The sequence below is a fragment of the Streptomyces similanensis genome (genome assembly GCF_039543625.1).
Taxonomy (GTDB): Bacteria; Actinomycetota; Actinomycetes; order Streptomycetales; family Streptomycetaceae; genus Streptomyces; species Streptomyces similanensis.
Genome location: NZ_BAABKC010000071.1, coordinates 32,805 through 54,841, shown reverse-complemented (window position 1 = coordinate 54,841; position 22,037 = coordinate 32,805). Strand labels below are relative to the sequence as shown.

The 22,037-nt window shown below is 75.2% G+C and carries 17 protein-coding genes; 7 read left to right on the top strand and 10 right to left on the bottom strand.

Annotated features, from left to right (window positions below):
* Window positions 1-143: 143 nt before the first annotated feature.
* The 5 genes from manA to ABEB07_RS23815 form a co-directional block, all read right to left on the bottom strand.
* Window positions 144-1,295 carry a mannose-6-phosphate isomerase, class I gene (gene manA / locus ABEB07_RS23835; protein ID WP_345670203.1) on the bottom strand — a complete coding sequence of 384 codons (1,152 nt, stop codon included), beginning with the start codon at window positions 1,293-1,295 and terminating at the stop codon, window positions 144-146.
* Window positions 1,296-1,489: 194 nt separating this feature from the next.
* Complete coding sequence (locus ABEB07_RS23830; protein WP_345670202.1) at window positions 1,490-2,617, bottom strand: SIS domain-containing protein; 1,128 nt, start codon at window positions 2,615-2,617, stop codon at window positions 1,490-1,492.
* Window positions 2,618-2,712: 95 nt separating this feature from the next.
* Entirely contained in the window at window positions 2,713-2,883 is a 171-nt protein-coding gene (locus tag ABEB07_RS23825) for a Trm112 family protein (protein WP_145827005.1), read from the bottom strand.
* A 199-nt stretch (window positions 2,884-3,082) separates the two neighbouring features.
* A complete protein-coding gene (locus tag ABEB07_RS23820; RefSeq protein WP_345670201.1) occupies window positions 3,083-4,447 on the bottom strand; it encodes a phosphomannomutase/phosphoglucomutase in 1,365 nt (454 codons plus the stop codon).
* Between the two features lie 181 nt (window positions 4,448-4,628).
* A complete protein-coding gene (locus ABEB07_RS23815; RefSeq protein ID WP_027758397.1) occupies window positions 4,629-5,051 on the bottom strand; it encodes a DUF3499 domain-containing protein in 423 nt (140 codons plus the stop codon).
* Window positions 5,052-5,448: 397 nt separating this feature from the next.
* Between ABEB07_RS23815 and ABEB07_RS23810 the strand changes: the two genes are divergently transcribed.
* Entirely contained in the window at window positions 5,449-5,898 is a 450-nt protein-coding gene (locus ABEB07_RS23810; RefSeq protein ID WP_164584971.1) for a metallopeptidase family protein, read from the top strand.
* A 42-nt stretch (window positions 5,899-5,940) separates the two neighbouring features.
* Here ABEB07_RS23810 and ABEB07_RS23805 read toward each other — a convergent pair whose 3' ends face one another.
* The 3 genes from ABEB07_RS23805 to ABEB07_RS23795 all read right to left on the bottom strand — a co-directional run bounded on the left by ABEB07_RS23805 (window position 5,941) and on the right by ABEB07_RS23795 (window position 12,067).
* Window positions 5,941-7,473, bottom strand: a complete 1,533-nt coding sequence (locus ABEB07_RS23805; RefSeq protein ID WP_345670199.1) for a DUF5719 family protein — start codon at window positions 7,471-7,473, stop codon at window positions 5,941-5,943.
* Window positions 7,470-11,363, bottom strand: a complete 3,894-nt coding sequence (locus ABEB07_RS23800) for a glycosyltransferase family 2 protein (protein ID WP_345670198.1) — start codon at window positions 11,361-11,363, stop codon at window positions 7,470-7,472. The genes ABEB07_RS23805 and ABEB07_RS23800 overlap by 4 nt, the downstream gene beginning before the upstream one ends.
* Before the next feature lie 440 nt (window positions 11,364-11,803).
* Entirely contained in the window at window positions 11,804-12,067 is a 264-nt protein-coding gene (locus ABEB07_RS23795; protein ID WP_003975777.1) for a WhiB family transcriptional regulator, read from the bottom strand.
* A gap of 674 nt (window positions 12,068-12,741) precedes the next feature.
* On the opposite strand from ABEB07_RS23795, the gene ABEB07_RS23790 reads away from it, so the two are divergent.
* The 4 genes from ABEB07_RS23790 to ABEB07_RS23775 all read left to right on the top strand — a co-directional run bounded on the left by ABEB07_RS23790 (window position 12,742) and on the right by ABEB07_RS23775 (window position 16,804).
* Window positions 12,742-13,290: a cysteine dioxygenase gene (locus ABEB07_RS23790; protein WP_345670197.1), complete on the top strand. Its 549-nt coding sequence runs from the start codon at window positions 12,742-12,744 to the stop codon at window positions 13,288-13,290.
* Window positions 13,291-13,348: 58 nt separating this feature from the next.
* Entirely contained in the window at window positions 13,349-14,308 is a 960-nt protein-coding gene (gene cofD / locus ABEB07_RS23785) for a 2-phospho-L-lactate transferase (protein WP_345670196.1), read from the top strand.
* Entirely contained in the window at window positions 14,305-15,642 is a 1,338-nt protein-coding gene (locus tag ABEB07_RS23780) for a coenzyme F420-0:L-glutamate ligase (RefSeq protein WP_345670195.1), read from the top strand. Before cofD ends, ABEB07_RS23780 begins: the two co-directional genes overlap by 4 nt.
* Before the next feature lie 142 nt (window positions 15,643-15,784).
* Entirely contained in the window at window positions 15,785-16,804 is a 1,020-nt protein-coding gene (locus ABEB07_RS23775) for a DNA-3-methyladenine glycosylase family protein (protein ID WP_345670194.1), read from the top strand.
* A 28-nt stretch (window positions 16,805-16,832) separates the two neighbouring features.
* Here ABEB07_RS23775 and manB read toward each other — a convergent pair whose 3' ends face one another.
* Both manB and ABEB07_RS23765 read right to left on the bottom strand, forming a co-directional pair.
* Window positions 16,833-17,915, bottom strand: a complete 1,083-nt coding sequence (manB, locus tag ABEB07_RS23770; protein ID WP_345670193.1) for a mannose-1-phosphate guanylyltransferase — start codon at window positions 17,913-17,915, stop codon at window positions 16,833-16,835.
* Between the two features lie 103 nt (window positions 17,916-18,018).
* The gene (locus ABEB07_RS23765; RefSeq protein WP_345670209.1) at window positions 18,019-19,497 is read right to left on the bottom strand and encodes a peptidoglycan recognition protein family protein; all 1,479 of its coding nucleotides are present in this window, start codon (window positions 19,495-19,497) and stop codon (window positions 18,019-18,021) included.
* Between the two features lie 132 nt (window positions 19,498-19,629).
* On the opposite strand from ABEB07_RS23765, the gene ABEB07_RS23760 reads away from it, so the two are divergent.
* Window positions 19,630-20,385 (top strand): TIGR03089 family protein, encoded by a 756-nt coding sequence (locus ABEB07_RS23760; protein ID WP_345670192.1) that lies wholly within the window; start codon window positions 19,630-19,632, stop codon window positions 20,383-20,385.
* A gap of 190 nt (window positions 20,386-20,575) precedes the next feature.
* A complete protein-coding gene (locus ABEB07_RS23755; protein ID WP_425589066.1) occupies window positions 20,576-21,925 on the top strand; it encodes an LCP family protein in 1,350 nt (449 codons plus the stop codon).
* The last annotated feature ends 112 nt before the right edge of the window (window positions 21,926-22,037 follow it).

The window sequence follows — 22,037 nt, the reverse complement described above, 5'->3', positions numbered from 1 at the left end:
GTGCGGTGGTGTCCGGGGGCGGGTACCCGCGCCGCACGCGTCCGTGCCGCCGCGGCCTTTGCCCGCCCTTTGCCGGTGGGTCATTGTTGCAGCCCGGTCCGGCGGCGGTGCGGCTGGTGGCCGCCGGGAGGACCGGGCCGGGGTCAGACGGCGACCGTGGCCCGGAAGAGGGTGCCGGCGCCGGACACTTCGGCCCGCTCGCCGGCCGGGACGAACACCGACTGCCCCGGGGTCAGCCGGTGTTCGCCGGCCTGTACGGCGCCGGCCGTGCACAGCAGGATCTGCGGCGCGTGGCGCGTGAGGTCGCGGGCGGCGGCGCCGGCCGGGAGGACGTGGCGGGAGAGGCGGAACTCGTCGATGGGGGTCGCGTAGACCTCCTCGCCGTCCGGGCCGGCCTCGGGGCGCAGGACGCCGGGGTCACCGGCCTCGAAGCGGACGACGCGCAGGAGTTCGGGCACGTCGACGTGTTTGGGGGTCAGACCGCAGCGCAGGACGTTGTCGGAGTTGGCCATGATCTCCACGCCCAGGCCGTCGAGGTAGGCGTGCGGGACGCCGGCGCCGAGGAAGAGGGCCTCGCCGGGCTGGAGGCGGACGTGGTTGAGGAGCATCGCGGCCAGGACGCCGGGGTCGCCGGGATAGTGGTGGGCGATGCCGGCATAGGGGGCGTGGTCGCCGCCGAGGCGGTCGCAGGCGGCCGCGGTCTCGTGCACGGTGTGCGCGATCTCCTCGCGGTCGGCGGCGAGGATCGCGGTGAGGACCTCGCGCAGCGCCGCCTCCTCGGGACGGGTGTGCAGCAGGTCGACGTAGGGCTTGAGGGAGTCCACGCCGAGGGCGGCGAGCAGGTCGGCGGCCTCGGCCGGGGCGCGGAAGCCGCACAGGCCGTCGAACTCGGTGAGGGCGCAGATCAGTTCGGGCTTGTGGTTGGCGTCCTTGTAGTTGCGGTGCGGCGCGTCGAGCGGGACGCCGCGGCGCTCCTCGTCGGCGTAACCCTCCCCGGCCTGCTCCAGGTTGGGGTGGACCTGGAGGGAGAGGGGGGCGCCGGCGGCCAGGATCTTGAGCAGGAAGGGCAGGCGGGGGCCGAACTCGGCGACCGTGGCCGCGCCGAGTTCGCGTTCCGGCGCGGCGTCGATGAGGTCGGCGAGGGTGCCGCGCGCGGTGCGCGAGGGCGCGCCCGGGTGGGCGCCCATCCACATCTCCGCCTGCGGTTCGCCGGTCGGCTCGACGCCGAGCAGCCGCGGGATGGCGGTGGTGGAACCCCAGGCGTAGGGGCGGACGGTGTTGTCGAGGCGGTCCATGCGCTTCTCTCTGCGGTTCTTTCCGGACGTCTCTCTGCGGTTCTCTCCGGACGGGCCGGGCGGTGGGCGCGCCGAGCCGTACGGGCCGTACGGGCGTGGGTGCGGTGCCGTACGGCCGTGGGAGGTCGTGCGGGCCGTACGGGCGCCGGGTCGCGGGCGGGCGGCGGGGTGGGTCAGGCGGGCGGCGGGGTGGGTCAGGCGCGGGAGGCGAGCGCCAGGTAGACCGCGGTGAAGTCGGTGACGGCGATCAGTTCGGCGAGGGTCTCGATCTCGCCGCCGGGGTCGGGCTCCAGCTCGCTGATCGGCGTGTCGTGGCCGAGGGCCAGGTCACGGGCGGCGGGGGCGGCGGTCAGGCCGCCGAGCGGGCGGTCGCGCAGCAGCACCACGCGCGCGTGCAGGGCGGGCGCCTCGGAGACCCGGTCGCGGAAGAAGTCGTCCGGGTCGGCGCTGGCGGCCAGCGGGCCGGCGAGCAGAGCGCCGTGCGCGGCGAGCGCCTCGGGCAGTTCGGCGACGGCCGCGGGGACGCCGGACAGTTCGGCGAGCACGGCGGCGAAGCGGCGGCCCGCGGGACCGGCCGAGGCGCCCTCGGTCCAGATCACCGGCAGCCCGTCGGCGAGTTCGGCGGCGAGGGTCTTGGCCGGGTTGTGGTACGTGGCGATGGCGGGGCCGCAGCGTTCGGCGACGAGGTCCAGCCGGTCGGCCGCCGCCGCGAGGGCGTCGGGCGGCGCGGCGAGCAGGCCGATCCGGTCCAGGAGCGCGAGCAGCGGGGTCAGCAGCGCCCACAGCACGCCCGGTGCGGAGCCGGCGAGGGGCTCGTCGTGGTCGTAGGGGGCCGTCGCCATGGGGATGAACAGGCCGTGGGCGCCTTCGACGGCTTCGGCGAGCGGAGTCCCCGCGGGGGCGACGGCGACGACTGTGCAGCCGCGGCGGTAGGCCTGTTCGGCGAGGAGTCCGAGGCTCGGTTCGGTGCCCTCGGGGGTGGTGATCAGCAGCAGGTCGACCGAGCCGGCCCAGCCGGGCAGTTCCCAGCGCAGTGCGCCGGAGGCGGAGGCGACGCCGGTGGGCGCCAGCCGGGTCACGGGGCTGCCTGCGCCGGCCAGGGTGCCGAGCAGGTCGGCGGCGTGGGTGGCGGCGGCGCCCGGCCCGGCGATCAGCACGGCGCGGGGGCGGCCGTCGGGTTTGAGGTCGGCCACGCCGGCCTCGGCCGCGTGCCGGGCGGCGGTGCGCACGCGGGCGCCGGCCTCGGCGGCGCCGCGCAGCAGTCCGCGGCGGTCGGCGACGGCGAGCGCCTCCGGGTCGTCGAGCAGCGATTCGTCGAGCATGGGCGGCAGCCTCCGATCGGGCTCCGAGCGCCGGGGCGTCGGGACGGCGAGTCTCGGGACGGCGGGACGGCGGCGTCAGGTCGCCGGGTCGCCGGTCAGGCGGGGCGGCGGGCCTCGTCGACCAGGAGTACGGGGATGCCGTCGCGCACGGGGTAGGCGAGGCCGCAGTCCTGGCCGGTGCAGACCAGCTCGGCGTCCTGCTCCTCGAGGGGCGAGTGGCAGGCCGGGCAGGCGAGGATCTCCAGAAGGCCGGCTTCGAGCGGCATGGGGGTTCCCTTCGGGGCGCGGGAGTGCGTGTGCGGTTGTACGGACGTGCCTGGTCAGGGTACCGCCGTCAGGGGGCCCGGCGGCGGGGGCGGTCGAGGGCTCCGGCCGGGCACCGGACGGGCCGTCGGGCTGCGGGTGCAGGGGCGCCGGGCGGAGGGGTCGGCCTGTGGGTGGAGGGACGTCGGGCGGTGGGCTCGGTCAGGCCCGGATGATGGCCAGGGCCTCGTCGCGGACCTTGGCCATCGTCGCCTCGTCGCGCGCCTCCGCGTTCAGGCGGAGCAGCGGTTCGGTGTTGGAGGGACGGACGTTGAACCACCAGTCGGCGGTGGAGACGGTGAGGCCGTCGAGGTCGTCCAGGGTGACGCCCGGGCGGTCGGCGTAGGCGGCGCGGATCGCGGCGACGCGGACCGCCTGGTCCTCGACCGTGGAGTTGATCTCGCCGGAGCCGGAGTAGCGGTCGTAGCGCGCCACCAGGGCCGACAGGGGTTCGTCCTGGCCGCCGAGGGCCGCGAGGACGTGCAGGGCGGCCAGCATGCCGGTGTCGGCGTTCCAGAAGTCCTTGAAGTAGTAGTGCGCGGAGTGCTCGCCGCCGAAGATCGCGCCGGTGCTCGCCATCTCGGCCTTGATGAACGAGTGGCCCACCCGGGTGCGCACCGGGGTGCCGCCGTTCTCCCGCACCACCTCGGGCACCGACCGGGAGGTGATGAGGTTGTGGATGACCGCGCCCTGGCCGCCGTGCCGGGCCAGTTCGCGGGCGGCGACCAGCGCGGTGATCGCGGACGGGGAGACCGGCTCGCCGCGCTCGTCCACGACGAAGCAGCGGTCGGCGTCGCCGTCGAAAGCGAGCCCGAGGTCGGCGCCCTCCGCGCGGACCCGCTCGCACAGGTCGACCAGGTTGGCCGGGTCCAGCGGGTTGGCCTCGTGATGGGGGAAAGTGCCGTCCAGCTCGAAGTACAGCGGGACCAGGTCGACGGGCAGGCCGGCCAGGACCGTGGGGACGGTGTGGCCGCCCATGCCGTTGGCCGCGTCGACCACGACCTTCAGACGCCGGATGGAGGTGACGTCCACGAGGGAGCGCAGGTGTGCCGCGTAGTCCTCCAGGGTGTCGCGGCGGGTGACCGTGCCCGGGCGGGCGGCCGGTGCGGGGGCGCCCGACTCGCTCCACTCCTCGACCAGTTCGCGGATCCGGGTCAGGCCGGTGTCCTGGCCGACCGGCGCCGCGCCCGCGCGGCACATCTTGATGCCGTTGTACCGGGCCGGGTTGTGCGAGGCGGTGAACATCGCGCCGGGCAGGCCGAACGCGCCGGAGGCGTAGTACAGCTGGTCCGTCGAGCAGAGTCCGATCTCGGTGACGTCGGCGCCGGACCGGGCCGCGCCGCGCGCGAACGCGGCGGCCAGGCCGGGCGAGGAGGGGCGCATGTCGTGCCCGGTGACGAGGGCGTCGGCGCCGGTCACCTGGACGAAGGCGGCGCCGAACAGCTCGGCCAGCGACTCGTCCCACTGGTCCGGGACCACGCCGCGCACGTCGTACGCCTTCACGAGCTGCGACAGATCAGCAGTCACGGCCAACCCTTCTGAACACCCGACGTCACACCCGACGTCCCGACCGGTCCCCACAAACTACCCGTTGCGGCCGCCGTGACCGGCGCACGATCGGGTGAGGGCGGTGCGGTGCGGGAGGCGGTACGCGAGCCGTGCGCCCCGACTCGCCTCGCGGTGAAGGGTTTTGCCCGTCGTCCGGCGGTCAGTTGTCCGGTGAGCGGAGCACCCGCAGATGGCCGCGTCGCGCGACCTCCATCGGGTCCGCGCCGCGCGCCCCGCCGCCGGCCTCGGCCGCACGCTGCTGCGGACGGGCCGCCTCGCGCACCGCGTTGGCGAGCGCTTCGAGGTCGTCGCCGCTGGGGCGGGCGGGGGCCGAACCGTCGAGGAGCCGGACGACCTCCCAGCCGCGCGGGGCGGTGAGGCGCTCGGAGTGCTCGGCGCACAGGTCGTAGCAGTGGGGTTCGGCGTAGGTGGCGAGCGGGCCGAGGACCGCGGTCGAGTCGGCGTAGACGTACGTCAGCGTCGCTACGGCGGGACGGCCGCAAGCGGTGCGCGAACAGCGACGTACAGGGCTCACGACGTTGGACGGTACCGCACTCTTGAGCGGGCCGCGACGACTCTCCACCAGGTCACTCCCCCGTGTCGTGCTGTGAAACACCCCACACACCCACTCTGACACACGTTTCTGACCTGCGCGGACTGCGGGTGACGAGATCTCCAACACCCCTTCCGCCGGGCACGAGTACGCACAAAATCCGCCAATTGCCGTGAAACTCGCCGTGGTCGACGGGCCTCGGGCGGTTCGGGTGGGAAACGGGGGCGGGTTGGGGACGCGGGATCGAGGGGGACGCGGAAACGAGGTGAGCGGGGCTCGCGCCGGGGTGGGGAGGCCGCGGGGCGGTCGGCTCGGCCGGTCCGCGTGAGCGACATCCGCACGGGTGCGTCCGGGCGGGCGGCGCGGTGGCCAGGACGGCGCGCGCGGCCGGGCGCGGACCGGTGGCGGGGACTACCCTTCAGCAGTGATGGACAACCGTGTACCGCCCCGTTCCGCCGGCCCCGGGCCCCGGCGACGTGATCGCCACGGCCGGGGCATGCGCGGCCCGATCGCACCGCCGCAGGTGCCGCTCGCGGCGAGCCGTGCCGAGGTGTTCGCGGATCTGGTGCAGGACTCCGTGGACCGGCTGGAACGGCGCTGGCCGCAGCTGGCCGAGGTGGACTTCGTCGTGCTGGAGGTGCCCCGTCTGGACGGGCCCGAGCAGACCTGGAGCGACGAGCCGGTGCCGCTCGGCGCGACGGTCGCCGCGCGGGACGGGCACCGGGGGCAGGTGATCGTCTACCGGCGGCCGGTGGAGATCCGCAGCAAGGGGCGCGAGGAGCGGGCCGCGCTGGTGCACGAGATCGTGGTCGAGCAGGTGGCCGACCTGCTGGGGCTCACCCCGGAGACGGTGGACCCCCGGTACGGGGAGGACTGAACCGGGGCGGGCCGGGGGCGGTGCTCCCCCGGGCCACCCGGGTCACGACTTCTGGAGTACGGAGACGTCCTCGTCCGTGTGCGGCACCGACACCGTGCCCCGGTCGTCCGGGAGGGTCTGGACGGTGACGCCGGGGACGCCCTCCTCCGTCGCCGTGAGGGTGCGCGCCCCGTACACCGGGCCGCCGGAGATCCGCTCCACCGTCAGGGCGTAGGTGCCCTTCAGGCCGGCCGGCACCGGCGGGGCGATGTCCTGCGTGGTGCCCGCCTTGATCGTGTACGTCTTCGTCACCGCCGTACCGCCGCCGCTGCCGGCCGAGGCGGTGACCTTGACCTGCGCGGTGGCGGTGGGGGCGGTCAGCGAGAGGGTGGCGCCCTTGGCGCTGTTGTCGGCCGCCGTCGCCCGCGCCGTGAGGGGGCCGGCCGCCGGGATGAACGCCGTCTCCCGCTTGTCGCCCTTGCCGCGTATCACCTGGAGGGCGGCGACCACGGGTGCGGACTGGCCGGACTGGGTCAGCACCAGCGAGCCCGCCTCGCCGCGCGTGACGTCGCCGAGGTCCACGGCGGTCGTCGTCCCGCCCTTCAGGTGCACGCTCTCGTGTCCGGCGGGGGTGATCAGACCGGACGGCGAGGCCAGTTTCACCGTCAGGTCGGTGTCCGTGTCGGCGGGGGTGAAGGCGATCAGCTTCACGGACGAGGCGTCCTTGGGGATGCCCGGCAGGACGACGCCGCCGGTCGGGTCCGCGGCGGCGGCCAGCCAGTCACCGCCGAGCTTGTCGTCCAGCGCCTGCACCGCCGCGCCGACCCGGCCGCTGCGCACGCTCACGTGCACGGTGAGGTCGGCCTGCGCGGTGTCGGCGAGCGTGGACAGCAGGACGGGCTCGCTGGAGTGCGGCGGGACCGTGATGCCCTCGCCCACCGCCGACTTGACCGCGCCGTCCTTGCCGTACAGCCCGATGTCGACGACGGCCGCCGAGTCGTCGGGGTTGGTCAGGTGGACGTAGTCGGCGCGGCCCGCGGCGGTGCTCGCGCCCGGGAACCAGAACTCGGTGTCCGGGGCGGTGCAGTTGACGCCCAGCAGGCCGCGTCCGGCGCCCGCGGCGACCTCGGTGGTCTGCTGCACGGTCCAGCCGGGCGCGGAGCCGCCCTCGGCGGTGCCGATCAGCGCGGGCGCGTCGGCGCCCGAGGTGTCGCCGGTGGCGGGCGTGCCGGGCGCCTTCGGTTGCAGGGCGGCCGTGGCGGCCTTCTTCTTGCCGCCGCCCTTACCGCCTTCCTTGCCGCCGCCCTTGTCGTCACCCTTGCCGTCGCCCGTGCCCGACTCCTCGGCGGCGACCTGGAGTCGGCCCTTGCCGCCGCTCGCGCCCGGGGTGACGGGGGTGAAGGACGTGTACGAGGTGTCGGCGATGTCGGAGGCGCTCGGCGCCGGGCACACCAGGGTGGTGCGCTCGACGGGCAGCCGGGCGGCGGCCTTGGCGGGGCCCGCGCCGGCCGCGCCCGGCGCGTCCAGCGCGGCGAATCCGGTGACGGCGGCGAGCGCGGCCGCACCGGCGATCAGGGACAGGGTCGTGCGGTTCACTGCTGGCTCCCGTCGGGGCGCTCATTGCCGATGCCGTGCGGGTGGTGCTGGGCCGGGTCGTACGGCTGCTCCTCGTACCCCTGATGGCCTTGGCCCTGGTGGCCTTGGCCTTGGTGGCCCTGGTCCTGGGGGTACGGCTGGCCGTAGGGGGCCGCCTGCGTCTGGTCGCCGTACCCGTACGGGTCGTACGCGGCGCCCTGGTAGGGGTCCGGGTGGCCGTCCTGGCCGCTCTGACCGTCCTGGTACGTCTGGTCGTACGCGCCCGCCGGGTACTGCTGGGGCGGGACGGCGCCGTACTGATCGCCGCCGTAGACGCCGTACTCGGGGGCGGCGCCGGTCTCCGCGTAGGGGTGGCCACCGGCGTGGGCGTCCCAGTCGCCGTAGGAGGGCTGGTGCGGTACGGCGGCGGGGGCCTCGTGCGGGGCGTCCGGCGCGCCGGACTGGTCCGGGAAGGGCTGCTGCCGGCCGATCCGCGCGGCCTCGGCGGCCTCGCCTGCCTCGGCGGCGGCTTCGGCGGCGGCCTCGGCGGCCTCCGCCTGGGCGCGCAGTCTGCGGGCGCGGCGGCCGTCGCCGGTGATCTCCTCGGCGGGCGCCGGCTCCTCCTCGGGGAGGTCGTCGTCGATCTCGCGGCGGCGGCCGGGCAGGGCGAGGACGACGAGGACGAGGGCCAGGGCGCCCTGGGCCCAGAGCCAGGCGGTGTGCGCGATCGGGGTGTCGAAGGTGACGTCGAGCTTTCCGCCGGAGGCGGGGAGCTGGAAGCCCTGGGCCCAGCCGTCGACAGTGGTGCGGGTGAGCGGCTTGCCGTCCAGGGTGGCCGTCCAGGCCGGGTCGGCGGCGTCGGCCAGGCGCAGGACGCGGCCCGCCGCGCCGGCCGGGATCGTGGTGTGGATGTCGACCGGCCCGGCGGCCACGGGCTGTGCGGCGGCCGGTCCGGAGCCCGCCGCGTCCCCGGCGCCCGAACCGGCGGCGCCGGCGGGCACGAGGGCGGCGCGCGAGACCTCGCGGTCCACCCGCCACAGGGCGCTGCCGTCCTGCTGGCTGAGCCGGGTCAGGCCGGGCGTGGCGTCCAGGACGCGGCTGATCTCGCGGGGCGCGCCCTTGTGGACGAGGACGTAGCGCACGGCGAAACCGCCGAGCTGGCCGGCCTGGTCGGCGCCGGAGCCGGCGACGAGGTTGGCGACGACCTTGTCCAGGGCGGCGTTCGCACCGGCGGCCGCGGCCAGTTCGGCGTCGCCCATGCGCACCCCGGAGCCGCGGACCAGCGCGTAGCCGACGTGGGCGGCGGAGTCGCTGTCGAGGACGAGGGTGCGGGCCTGGTCGCGGGTGCTGCTCTCCTCGGCGACGAACGCGGGCACCTGTACGGGGTCGCGGCGCTCCAGCGGGCCGTCGGCGCCGCCGATCATCCAGCCGGCGGCGACCAGCAGCGGACCGGCGGCCGAGGCGAAGGCGATCAGCGCGGCCACGGGCTGGCGCCAGCCGAAGCTCTGCTCGGCCACCCGGGCGCGTGCCCCGTCGGCGCCGAGCAGGGCGGCCGCCAGCAGGGCGAGGCCGTAGACGAGGGTGGCCGGGCCCGCCCAGGCGGAGCGGTTGGACAGGACGGCCAGGACGAGCGCCACCAGGGCGACCGCCCAGGCCGCCAGGATGGCGAACCGGCGCTCGGAGCGCAGCAGAGCGGCCAGCGCGGCCAGGACGATGCCGATGAGCATCAGTCCGTGCACCGTGCCGGGGCCGCCGGGCGCGGCGCCGAGCAGGTCGAGGGCGGAGGCGGCCGAGGAGCCGTAGTCCAGGCCGGCCTGGGTGAAGAAGCCGGACGGCAGCAGGGTCAGCGACCAGGGGGCGAGCAGCAGCAGCGGGGTGCCGAGCTGGGCCAGGAAGCGCAGTCCGTAGGCCAGCGGGTCGCGGCGGCGCACGGCCAGCACGCCGACGCCGAGGAGCAGCGCGAGGGGCCAGACGACGGGCGTGAAGGCGGTGGCGACGGTCAGCAGGAGCGCGTACGCCCAGGTGGCGCGCCAGCTGCCGCGGGCGCCGGAGGCGTGGGTCAGGCCGCTGGCGGCGATGCCCGCGCGGGCGATGAGCGGCAGCAGCACGGCCAGGACGGCGGTGCCGATCCGGCCGCCGGCCAGCGCTCCGGTGGTGGCGGGCAGGAAGGCGTAGGCGATGGCCGCCCAGGCGCGCAGCAGCCGGGAGGGGACGAGCGGGCGGGAGGCGAAGTACGCGGTGACCCCGGCCAGCGGGACCGAGCCGATCAGCAGGACGGCGACGGCCAGGCCGGTCGAGCCGAACAGCAGGGAGGCCAGCAGGGCCACGAACGCCAGGTAGGGCGGGGCGGCGGGGGTGCCGCCGGTGCCGATCGGGTGCCAGGCGTCGAGGTAGCGCGCCCACAGGTCGCCGGAGTCGGCGGGGGCGGGCAGCAGGGCGCCGCCGCTGAGCGCGCCGCCGCCCAGCAGGCCCCGGCAGGCGGCCAGGGAGACCAGCAGGAGCACCAGGAAGAGCAGCGGTCCCGGTTTGCGGGCGATGCGCTTGAGGCGGGCGAACTGCTCGATCTCCAGGAAGTCGGCGTCGTCGCCGCCGGGCCCGGACTCGACCGCGCCGCCATGCCGGCCGGCGGAGGACGCCTCGGGGTCGGAGTGGCCCACCACGTTGCCCGCGACCTGTTCGACGGTGGCCCTGATGGTGGCGCCGGGCGGCGGGAACAGGGCGCGCAGTTCGCCCTTGTCGATCTGCGATGCGCCGCGTACGCGCCGTCCGGCGATGATCCGCTCGGGCCGCAGCAGGGTGCCCAGCAGGCCGCGGATCTCGTCGACGGCCTGGCCGGGCACCTTGCCGACCAGGTAGGCGACGGTGCGCAGCAGGGTGCCGAGGACGAGGCGGAACAGCACCCAGGGCAGGGCGGCGGTGCGGGTGTTGACCAGGAGGGTGTAGGCGGCGCCGGCCTTGTCGACCTTGTGCGGGGAGGCGGCGGTGCGGCCGACGCAGTCGACGGTGCGGCGTTCGCGCGAGGCGGCCTCGGCGTGGCGTACGACGGCTTCGGGGGCGATCAGGACGCGGTGGCCGGCGGCGTGAGCGCGCCAGCACAGGTCGACGTCGTCGCGCATCAGGGGCAGCCGGCGGTCGAACCCGCCGAGCTGCTCGAAGATGTCACGGCGGATCAGCATGCCGGCGGTGGACACCGACAGCACCGGGCGCACGTGGTCGTGCTGGCCCTGGTCCTGTTCGCGGCGGTCCAGGCCGGTCCAACGACGGCCGGAGTTGGCGATGCTGACGCCGACTTCGAGCAGTTGCCTGCGGTCGTACCAGCCGCGCAGCTTGGGGCCCACGACGGCCACGTCGGAGCGGCCGAGGTCGTACTCGTTGTCGACGACGCGCAACAGCTCGGCGAGGGCGTCGGGTTCGGGGGCGCAGTCGTCGTGCAGCAGCCACAGCCAGTGCACCGGTTCGCCGTGCGGCAGGTCGGGCAGGTCGTAGGCGTCGTCGCGCCAGGTGCGCGAGACGGGGTCCCAGCCGCTGGGGCGCTTGAGGTAGGGCAGTTGGTCCGGGGTGAGGTACGGGGCGGTGCGGACGGCTTCCTCGACTGCCTGGCCGAAGCCGGTGCGGCGGGCGAGGTGCAGCACGCGGTCGGCGCCGAGGGCGTCGGTGAGCACCTGGGCGGAGGCGTCGGCGCTGCCGGTGTCGGCCGCCACGGCGTACTGCGCGGGGCGTTCCTGGCCGAGCAGGCCGGCGACCGCGTCGGGCAGCCAGCGGGCGCCGTCATGGGCGACGAGGACGGCGGTGACGACGTGTCGCGGGTATTCGGGCGCGCCGCTCGGGTCGGTCGACGGCGCGCGCTCGGGGGCGGTCGGCGCCGCCGCGGTGACGTCGTAGTGGGCTGCCGTATGGCTGTGCACGGACATCGAGAGACACGGCCCCGGTTCGGTGGACTGCGGTGGACGCCGGTGCTCCCTGAGGCAGCGGGGCGTCTCGGACGAGCGACCACACTACTGGCAAGCCATGACGGCGGCCCGCCGCCTGTGGACAACCCACCCGCGACGGGCCGTTCGTGAGGTTTGCCTGTGGATATGTGCGCGTGACCGGTGCGGTGCGCGCGCGGCCGGTGCGGTGCGCGCGGCCGGCGGCCGGGGCTTCGGCCGGACCGGGGAAGGGGCCGGGCGGCGCCGGCGGCGGGGAGGCGCGGTGGCCTCCGCGATGGGAGGTCCGGTGGCCTCCGGCGGTGCGGAGGCTCGGCGGTCTCCGGCGGTGCGGGGGCTCGGTGGCTTCCGGTGGCGGGGAGGCGCGGTGGCCTCCGGCGGGAAGGGCGGCCGGGCGCCCGCGGGGAAGGGCGGGCGGCGGTGGGTCAGACGGCGGCCTTCTTCAGGCGGCGCCGCTCGCGCTCGGACAGACCGCCCCAGATGCCGAAGCGCTCGTCGTTCGCGAGGGCGTACTCGAGGCACTCGGAGCGGACCTCGCAGGCGAGGCAGACCTTCTTGGCCTCGCGGGTGGAGCCGCCCTTCTCGGGGAAGAACGACTCGGGGTCGGTCTGGGCGCACAGCGCGCGCTCCTGCCAGCCGAGTTCCTCGTCCGCGTCGTCGACCAGCAGTTGCTGCACCAGCTCGGTCATGTGCGCCCCTCGTCTGTCTTTCGCGTCCCCGTGATGCAGCCGTTATCGATCGCGGCTGAACGACACGAGTGAAATTACAAGTGTGCTGCTCCGGGCGAGTCAAGCCGAGATCTGCTATTGGGCCCCTTATTCACTCTGCGGAACCAAGCCCCTGCAGTAAGTGTTCAAATCGGCATAAACCTTGACACACCGCAAGGCCCCGGGAACCTCCCGTCCCGCGTGCGACCCCTCTCGGGGCCCACACAGGCAAGGACGCCCAGGCCATCGATCTCGTTCCGACACGCACACCGAAGCGAACCTGATCACAGTCGGATCACGGGATGACAACGGGGCTTGCGTGCCCGGCATGTGCCGCATGTGTCCCGCTACCCCCATGAGCAAACCTTTCACCTGGGAGATGAACCGGATGAGGTGAAACATGTCCCACATACCGGGCGTCGAGTTGACACTGCGGGTGTGAGCCGGTGTCCTTGTGGGCATGCTCGCGAACTCGGCACTCACCTCGACCCGCACCGCCGGGTCCCACGGTGCTGCCCGCTCTCGCTGTAGCTGTCGCTGCCGCGGCTGTTGAGCCACCCCGCGCATCCCCGCGCGCTCCAGCCGCCGTCCGAGCCCCCCACGGCCGGGCGATCCGTTCCCTTTGACCCGCCCTCACCGAGGAACCACCGCACCCCATGAACAGCGACAGCGACCTCCAGATCGCCGGCGACATCCTCGAAGTCCCCCACCTCCTCCAGGCCCCGCGCGAGCACCCCGCCACCGTGGCCGAGTTCGTCGGGCTGGCCCGCTCGATCGCCGCCGACCGCGACCGGTGGCGCGACCTCGTGCGCTACGACGCGACGACCCGCTGGTACCACCGCCTGGCCGTCGGTCCCGGCTACGAGGTGTGGCTCCTGTCCTGGGTGCCCGGACAGGGCACCGGACCGCACGACCACGGCCCGTCCTCGGGCGTCCTGACCGTCCTGGAGGGCACGCTGACCGAGCGCACCGGCCGCGGCGCCCGCGCGCTGGAGGCGGGCGCGCAGCGCGTCTTCGCACCGGGGTACGCGCACGAGGTCGTCAACGACGCGCTGGGCCCCGCGGTCAGCCTGCACGTCTACTTCCCCGGCCTCACCGAGATGCCCCTGCACGACGCCGCGCGGTGCGCCGGCGCGGAGCGAGAGTCGTCCGCACCTTCCGTGCCCTCCGCCCCCTACGAGGCCGTGGGCGCCGTCAACGCGTGAGGTCCGCCGGGCGGAACCGCGTACCGCGTTGTCATACTCGCCTGCCAGACTTGGGCGCATGCGGATTGTGGTTCTGGCAGGCGGCATCGGTGGCGCCCGGTTCCTGCGCGGTCTGAAGAAGGCCGCGCCGGACGCGGACGTCACGGTCATCGGCAACACCGGTGACGACATCCACCTCTTCGGGCTGAAGGTCTGCCCGGACCTGGACACGGTGATGTACACGCTCGGCGGCGGCATCAACGAGGAACAGGGGTGGGGTCGGGCCGAGGAGACCTTCCACCTCAAGGAGGAACTCGCGGCGTACGGCGTCGGCCCGGAGTGGTTCGGGCTCGGCGACCGGGACTTCGCCACGCACATCGTGCGCACCCAGATGCTCGGCGCGGGATATCCGCTCAGCGCGGTGACCGAGGCCCTGTGCGACCGGTGGCAGCCGGGCGTGAAGCTGATCCCGATGACCGACGACCGGGTGGAGACCCATGTCGCCGTCGAGGTGGACGGCGAGCGCAAGGCGGTCCACTTCCAGGAGTACTGGGTGCGGCTGCGGGCGTCGGTCCCGGCCGAGGCCGTCGTGCCGGTCGGCGCGGAGCAGGCCAAGCCGGCGCCGGGCGTGCTGGAGGCGATCGCCGCGGCCGACGTGGTGCTCTTCCCGCCGTCCAACCCCGTCGTCTCGGTCGGCACCATTCTCGCCGTGCCCGGGATAAGGGAGGCGATCGCCGAGGCCGGGGTGCCGGTGGTCGGCCTGTCCCCGATCGTCGGGGACGCGCCCGTGCGCGGGATGGCCGACAAGGTCCTCGCGGCGGTGGGCGTCGAGTCCACGGCCGCCGCGGTGGCCGAGCACTACGGCTCGGGGCTGCTGGACGGCTGGCTGGTGGACACGGTGGACGCGTCCGTGGTGGAGCGGGTCGAGGCGGCCGGGATCCAGTGCCGGGCGGTGCCGCTGATGATGACCGACGTGGACGCCGCCGCGCAGATGGCGCGCGAGGCGCTGGCCCTGGCCGAGGAGGTGCGGGCCGCATGAGCGGTGCGCCGTCGGCGGCCGGGCCGGGCGGCGGGACGGCCCCCGCGTTCCGGGTGTGGGCCGTGCCCGGCATCCCCGAGGTCGCCGAGGGCGACGACCTGGCCAAGCTGATCGCCGCCGCCGAGCCCGCGCTGGCCGACGGGGACGTCCTGCTGGTCACCTCGAAGATCGTCTCCAAGGCGGAGGGCCGGCTCGTCGAGGCGGCCGACCGGGAGGCCGCGATCAACGCCGAGACGGTGCGCGTCGTGGCCCGGCGCGGACCGCTGCGCATCGTGGAGAACCGGCAGGGGCTGGTCATGGCCGCCGCCGGGGTCGACGCTTCCAACACCCCCGCCGGCACCGTGCTGCTGCTGCCCGAGGACCCGGACGCCTCCGCGCGGACCATCCGGGAGGGCCTGCGCGACGCCCTCGGCGTCGACGTCGCCGTCGTCGTCACCGACACCTTCGGCCGGCCCTGGCGGGCGGGGCTCACCGACGTCGCCATCGGTGCCGCCGGGCTGCGCGTCCTGGACGACCTGCGCGGCGGCACCGACGCGCACGGCAACGCGCTCGGCGCGACCGTCGTCGCCACCGCCGACGAACTCGCCGCCGCGGGCGATCTGGTCAAGGGCAAGGCCGCCGGGCTGCCGGTCGCCGTGGTGCGCGGCCTGCCGCACGTGCTGGCCGACGGCGACGGCGAGGGCGCGCGGGCCCTGGTGCGCGACGCGCGCGACGACATGTTCCGGCTCGGCACCTCCGAGGCCGTACGGGAGGCGGTGACCCAGCGGCGTACCGTGCGGGCCTTCACCGACGAGCCGGTGGACCCTGGTGCGGTACGGCGCGCGGTGGCCGCCGCGGTGACCGCGCCGGCGCCGCACCACACCACGCCGTGGCGGTTCGTGCTGCTGGAGACCGCCGAGGTCCGCACCCGGCTGCTCGACGCGATGCGGGAGGCGTGGATCGCGGATCTGCGGCGCGACGGCAAGAGCGAGGAGTCCGTCGCGAAGCGGGTGCGGCGCGGGGACGTGCTGCGGGACGCGCCGTACCTGGTGGTGCCCTGTCTGGTCATGGACGGCTCGCACACCTACGGCGACGCGCGGCGCGACGGGGCCGAGCGGGAGATGTTCGTCGTGGCCGCCGGGGCCGGGGTGCAGAACTTCCTGGTCGCGCTGGCCGGGGAGCGGCTCGGGTCGGCGTGGGTGTCCTCGACGATGTTCTGCCGGGACGTGGTGCGGGAGGTGCTGGGGCTGCCGGCGGGGTGGGACCCGATGGGGGCGGTGGCGGTCGGGCATCCGGCCGAGGCGCCGCGGGCGCGGGCGGAGCGGGACGCGGAGACGTTCGTCGTGGCCTTGTGAGGGCCGGGGGCTTGGGGGCGCTCGTGAGGGGCTCGTGGGAGGGGCTCGCGACCGCCTAGGCTCGTAGCGCATCTCCGGTGCCTCCGGTGCCTCCGGTGCCTCCGGTGCCTCCGGTTTCTTCAGGACTTTTGGGATCTTCTTCGTGGCAGGACGCTTCGCTCCGCGGCCCACGCGTACGACCGTGCGCGGTGGGGACGTCGGCGTGCCCGGCGCGGGCGCCCCGGTCGGCGGGGTGCCCCGGCAGGCCGCGGCGGCCGGACGGGTGCGGGTGTGGGCGCCGGACGGGCCGCTGGACCTGGGGCTCGTGCTCGGGCCGCTGCGGCGCGGGCCCGGCGATCCGACGTTCCGGGCGCTGCCCGACGGGTCGGTGTGGCGGGCCTGCCGTACGCCGCTGGGTCCGGGGACGCTGCGGGTCGGGGCGTACGGCGGCCGGGTGCGCGGCGAGGCGTGGGGGCCGGGGGCGCAGTGGCTGCTGGAGCGGCTGCCCGAACTGTGCGGGGCCGCCGACGATCCGGCCGCGTTCACGCCCAGGCACCGGCTGCTGGCGGTGACCCGGCACCGGCGGCCGGGGCTGCGGCTGACCCGGACCGGGCTGGTGCTGGAGTCGCTGATCCCGTCGATCCTGGAGCAGAAGGTCACGACGGTGGAGGCGTACGCGGCGTGGCGGACGCTGGTGCGGAGGTTCGGTGAGGTCGCGCCCGGTCCGGTGCCGGCGCCGATGTACGTCATGCCGGCGCCGCGCACCTGGGCGCTGATTCCGTCGTGGGAGTGGCACCGGGCCGGCGTCGAGGACAAGCGGGCGGCGACGGTGCTGCGGGCGGTGCGGGTGGCCGCGCGGCTGGAGGAGGCGGTGGCGATGTCTCCGGGGGCGGCGCGGGAGCGGCTGGAGCTGGTGGCGGGGATCGGGCCGTGGACGTCCGCGGAGGCGGTGCAGCGCAGTCACGGGGCGGCGGACGCGGTGACGGTGGGGGATCTGCACCTGCCGGGGATCGTGGGGTTCGCGCTGGCGGGCGACCGGCACGCCGACGACGCGGAGATGCTGCGGCTGCTGGAGCCGTACGCGGGGCAGCGGCACCGGGCCGCCCGGCTGATCCTGCTGAGCGGGCGGATGCCGGAGCGGCGGGGGCCGCGGATGACCCGCGGGGACATCGGGCGGTTCTGAGGCGAGCGCGGCCGCAGCCCGGCGGGGGCTACTCGTCCGGGGAGAAGCGCAGGGCGGCCGGGGGGATGCGGGCGTCGCACCAGACTCTCGCCCCGGCGCGCAGTTCGTTGTCGGAGCCGATGACCGCGCCGTCGCCGATGACCGTGCCGGACAGGACGGTACGGGTGCCGACGCGGGCGCGGGCGCCGATGAGGGAGTCGGTGATGACGGCGCCGGGCTCGATGACCGCGCCGGGCAGGATCGTGCTGCCGCTCACCCGCGCGCCCTCGGCGACGAACGCGCCCTCCCCCACCACCGTGCCGCCGGTCAGCTTGGCGTCGGGGGCGACGACGGCCGTGGGCAGGACCAGCCGGTCGCCGCAGCGGCCGGGGACGGCCGGCGAGGGGGCGCGGCCGAGGACCAGGTCCGCCGAGCCGCGTACGAAGGCGGCCGGGGTGCCGAGGTCCAGCCAGTAGGTGGAGTCCACCAGGCCCTGGAGGTGGGCGCCGGCCGACAGCAGGCCGGGGAAGGTCTCGCGCTCCACGGAGACCGGGCGCCCCTGCGGGATGGTGTCGATGACCGAGCGGCGGAACACGTACGCGCCCGCGTTGATCTGGTCGGTGACGATCTCCTCCGGGGTCTGCGGCTTCTCCAGGAAGGCGAGGACGCGGCCCGTCCCGTCGGTCGGGACGAGGCCGTACGCCCTCGGGTCCGTCACCTTCGTCAGGTGCAGGGAGACGTCCGCGCCGCTGTCCTCGTGGACGCGCACCAGGGCGCGGATGTCCAGGCCGGTCAGGATGTCGCCGTTGAAGACGAGGACCGGGTCCTCGGGGCCGGAGCGCAGGCGGGAGGCGACGTTGCGCAGGGCGCCGCCGGTGCCGAGCGGCTCCTCCTCCGTCACGTACTCCAGGTGGAGGCCGAGGGAGGAGCCGTCGCCGAAGTACGGTTCGAAGACCTCCGCCAGGTACGAGGTGGCCAGCACGACGTGCTCGACGCCCGCGGCCTTGGCCCGCGCCAGCTGGTGGGTGAGGAACGGCACCCCCGCCGCCCGCACCATCGGTTTGGGCGTGTGCACGGTGAGCGGACGCAGCCGGGTGCCCTTGCCGCCGACCAGGAGGATCGCTTCTGTCACCTGTCGTCTCCGCTTCCCGCCGGGACCGGCCGCTCTCGTCGTTCGGCCGGCCAGTTTATGCGGCTCCCCGCGCCGCCCCGGGCAGCGCCGCGCGGCCCCGCCGTCAGCGGCCCTGGTAGCGCGCCGCGGCCGAACGGACCGTGCCGAGCTTGCCGTAGAGCTGCCGTCCGGGGCAGTCGGTGGCGAAGCCGTCCCGGTGGCCGGAGACCACGTTCAGGTGTACGTTCTTTCCCTTTTGGTAGAGGTTGCCACCGGCGGACCTCAGATATGTCTTGGCACGCGGATTCATCCCGTAGAGGCCGGTCTTCCACGCGACCAGCCGGGCGATGGCCGTGACGGCGGCCTTGGCGGGCTTGGTCTTGCTGTAGGTGCCGATGACGGCGACGCCCATGCTGTCGCTGTTGAAGCCCATGGTGTGGGCGCCGAGCACCGCCTTGGCCACTCCGCCGGCGCGGCCCTCGTAGAGGGTGCCGCACTTGTCGACGAGGAAGTTGTAGCCGATGTCGCGCCAGCCCATGCTCTTGACGTGGTAGCGGTAGATGCTGCGGATCACCGACGGCGTCTGTGCGCAGCGGTAGTTGTTGCCGGTGGCGGTGTGGTGGACGAAGACCGCCTTGACCTTCTTCGTGTAGACGAACCCGTGGGCGCGCAGCGACTCGTCCGCGCCCCAGCCGCGGCGGGTGACGATGCGGGGGCGCGATCCGATGTGCGGCTTGGCCCGCTGATCCGCCGTCAGGTCGGCGCCGCGCAGGTCGAGCAGTTCGCGTTCGGTGTCCTCGGGGCCGAGTTCGGGGATCTCGGCGGCGCCGACCGGGACGAGGTCGGAGTTGGCGGCGGAGGCGGCGGTCGCCTCCTCGGTCAGCTCGCCGGTGCGGGGCTGGTCGGGCCCGGGCTCGGTGGTGGGCGGTTCGTCGCCGGGGTCGACGAGTTCGAGGCTCAGGTCGTCGGGGAGCGGGGCGGGGGGCGGGTCGGTGGCGTCGGTGCCGTCGTCGGTGCCGGTGCCGGCGTCGGCGTCGGTGCCGGTGCCGGTGCCGTCGTCGGTGTCGGTGTCGGCGCGGACGTGTACGTCGACGCCGTCGGAGTCGCCCACCCACAGCGGGGCGGTGGCGCCGCGGACATGGCCGGTGGTGCGCTCGGCGGTGCCGGGGTCGGCTCCGTGGTCGGCGTTGTGGGTGTCGACGTCCTGCCAGTCGGACCACGTGCCGGTGGCGGTGGAGCGGGTGCGGATCTGGACGCTGCCGCGCAGTTCGGCGCCGGGATCGGTCCAGACGACGCCGACCAGCGAGAAGTGCCGTACGTGCGCCCGGTACAGGCCCTGTTCGGGGGCGGCGAGGGCGCGGTCGCCGGGGTGGCCCGGGGCGCGGGGCGTGCGGGGCGCGCGGGGCCGGAGAGGCAGGGACTGGGTGCTGCCGGGGACGGACGCGGCCGCCGCCTCGGTCCTGACCGCGGGGTGGCCGGTCGCCCATCTCGCCGGCGCGGCGGTCGCGGGGAGGGCCGGCGACAGGGCGAGGGCCGCCGCGCTCGTGACACCGATCGAGGACGCAAGGAATCCGTATCGACGCATGATCCCGATCTTGAACATAGTCATACATATCTGTCCATCCAGGACCTGACGGTGCGTCGGCCGGCGTTCCGCCGAACCGGTGGCCGGTGCGCGGCCCGGCGGCGGGCGGCACGCGGCGCGCGGGGCGGTGGGCGGCGTACGCTTGCGCGGGTGAGAGCCGTCGAACGCACCCCTGCCGACCTGCTGAGTTCCGCGCTCGCCGCGGACCCCGGGCGCCCCCTGGTGACCTTCTACGACGACGCCACGGGCGAACGCGTCGAATTGTCCGTGGCCACGTTCGCCAATTGGGTGGCCAAGACGGCCAACCTCCTCCAGGGCGACCTGGCCGCCGCCCCCGGCGACCGGGTCGCGCTGCTGCTGCCGGCGCACTGGCAGAGCGCGGTGTGGCTGCTGGCGTGCAACTCGGTGGGCGCGATCGCGGACGTGGGCGGCGACCCGGCCGCGGCGGACGTCGTCGTCAGCGGGCCGGACGCGCTGGAGGCCGCGCGCGCCTGCTCCGGGGAGCGGGTGGCGCTGGCGCTGCGGCCGCTGGGCGGGCGGTTCCCGCAGCCGCCGGCCGGCTTCGCCGACTACGCCGTGGAGGTGCCGTCGCAGGGCGACCGGTTCGCGCCGTTCGCGCCCGTGGACCCGGAGGAGCCGGCGCTGATCGTGGCCGGCGCGGAGTACACGGCGGCCGAGGTCGTGGAGCGGGCGCGCGCCGACGCGCCGGGACTGGATCTGACGGGGCCGGGTTCCCGGCTGCTGTCGGGGCTGGCGTACGACACCTGGGAGGGGCTGAGCGCGGGCCTGTACGCCCCGCTCGCCGCCGGCGCTTCGGTCGTGCTGTGCCGCAACCTGGACCGGCTGGACGGGGACGCCCTGGCCCAGCGCATCGCAAGCGAACGGGTCACCGCCACGGCCCGCTGAGCCCCGGCACGGCGCCGTCCGGCGGCGATCCCCAGGGCAGCACCGCCCGACGACGCACACCCCGGCGGAGTGCGCGGCACCGCCGCCGGGCCGACCGTGCGGCACCCGTCCGGCCCATCAGCACCCCGCCTCCGCCCCGCCCTCGGGGCATGGTCGTAGGAGCGGCACGGTGTGTTCGTACGGCAGGAGGGTGGGTGCTGGGGTGACCCGCGGGGCAGGTGGGGCGGAGGTGGGGCCCGGGCTCGGCGCGTCGGCCACCGGCACCGGTCTCGCGCGGCGCCGGCGCCGCAACCGGCTGCGCGGCGGGGCGCTCGGGCTCGCCGTCCTCGTCGCCGGGGGCACCGGCGCGGGGCTCGCGGCGTACACCACGCTCAGCGGCAACATCACCGCCGACGACGCCGCCGAGGCCGAGCTGCGCCGCTACGAGAAGGAGCGGCCCACCGCCCTGGTCAAGGGCGCGCAGAACATCCTGCTGATCGGCTCCGACACCCGCGCCGGCGGCGGCAACACGCACTACGGGCACGACTCGGGCACCGAGCGGTCCGACACCGTGATCCTGCTGCACCTGGCCGCCGACCGGCGCAGCGCCACCGCCGTCTCCCTGCCCCGGGACCTGATGGTGCGGGTGCCCGCCTGCCACCGTCCGGACGGCGGCACCGGCACGCCGGCGCTCACCGCGCTCAACCGCGCCTACGAGACCGGAGGTTCGGCCTGCACGATCCGTACCGTGGAAAAACTGACCGACATCCGCGTCGACCACCATCTCGCCGTCGACTTCAGCGGGTTCAAGCAGCTGGTCGACGCGATGGACGGCGTGCCGGTGTGTCTGAAGGAGCCCGTCGACGACAAGGACGCGAGGCTGCGGCTGCCGGCGGGGCGGGTGACGCTGAACGGCGAGCAGGCCCTCGGCTACGTCCGCGCCCGCAAGTCGCTGGGCGACGGCAGCGACACCGACCGGATGGAGCGCCAGCAGCACTTCCTCGGCGCCCTCCTCGCCAAGGCACGCGGCGACGACGTCCTGATGAACCCGGCGAAGCTGTACCCGGTGCTGAACGCGGCCACCCGGTCCCTGACCGCCGATCCGCCCCTGGCGAGCCTGCGCGGGCTCTACCAGCTCGTGCGCGGACTGCGCGACGTCCCCGCCGGGCAGGTGCGGTTCCTGACGGTGCCGCGCGAGGCATACGCCCACGACGCCAACCGCGACCAGCTCGTGCAGCCCGCCGCCGGACAGCTGTTCGCCCGGTTGCGCGCGGACCGGCCGGTGGCGGTGGTGAAGGACGCTCCCCGGGATTCCCGGGCGAAGAGCGGCAATTCGGCCGCCTCGGAATCGAGGTCCGGGCCGCGGACGGGACCCGTGCCGCCGACGGCGAATGGTGATTCTCCTGTGCGGTCGGACGACTACGTTCGGTATGTTTTCGAGCACGCCGACTACGCCGACTACGCCGACCGGGCCGCCGGGCGGGCCGCGACCGCCGCGAACCCGCCTGCTCCCGCCCCGACGTTCACCGGCAGCGGCGCCGTCGAGGACGCGTGCGGGTAAAACCGCGGCCAAAGGCGAACTTTTGTCCACGGAAATGGATGGGATTGCCCCCTTGTAGGGACGTGCAATATGTCACCGGCGTCGCTGAATGCTCAATCGGCCGGATAGTGTG

What these genes read in the sequence shown, in the direction of transcription:
- manA (WP_345670203.1), bottom strand. Translation starts at nt 1,295, where the DNA reads ATGGACCGCCTCGACAACACCGTCCGCCCCTACGCCTGGGGTTCCACC.
- ABEB07_RS23830 (WP_345670202.1), bottom strand. Translation starts at nt 2,617, where the DNA reads ATGCTCGACGAATCGCTGCTCGACGACCCGGAGGCGCTCGCCGTCGCC.
- ABEB07_RS23825 (WP_145827005.1), bottom strand. Translation starts at nt 2,883, where the DNA reads ATGCCGCTCGAAGCCGGCCTTCTGGAGATCCTCGCCTGCCCGGCCTGC.
- ABEB07_RS23810 (WP_164584971.1), top strand. Translation starts at nt 5,449, where the DNA reads ATGGACAACCGTGTACCGCCCCGTTCCGCCGGCCCCGGGCCCCGGCGA.
- ABEB07_RS23800 (WP_345670198.1), bottom strand. Translation starts at nt 11,363, where the DNA reads ATGTCCGTGCACAGCCATACGGCAGCCCACTACGACGTCACCGCGGCG.
- ABEB07_RS23795 (WP_003975777.1), bottom strand. Translation starts at nt 12,067, where the DNA reads ATGACCGAGCTGGTGCAGCAACTGCTGGTCGACGACGCGGACGAGGAA.
- ABEB07_RS23790 (WP_345670197.1), top strand. Translation starts at nt 12,742, where the DNA reads ATGAACAGCGACAGCGACCTCCAGATCGCCGGCGACATCCTCGAAGTC.
- cofD (WP_345670196.1), top strand. Translation starts at nt 13,349, where the DNA reads ATGCGGATTGTGGTTCTGGCAGGCGGCATCGGTGGCGCCCGGTTCCTG.
- ABEB07_RS23780 (WP_345670195.1), top strand. Translation starts at nt 14,305, where the DNA reads ATGAGCGGTGCGCCGTCGGCGGCCGGGCCGGGCGGCGGGACGGCCCCC.
- ABEB07_RS23765 (WP_345670209.1), bottom strand. Translation starts at nt 19,497, where the DNA reads ATGTTCAAGATCGGGATCATGCGTCGATACGGATTCCTTGCGTCCTCG.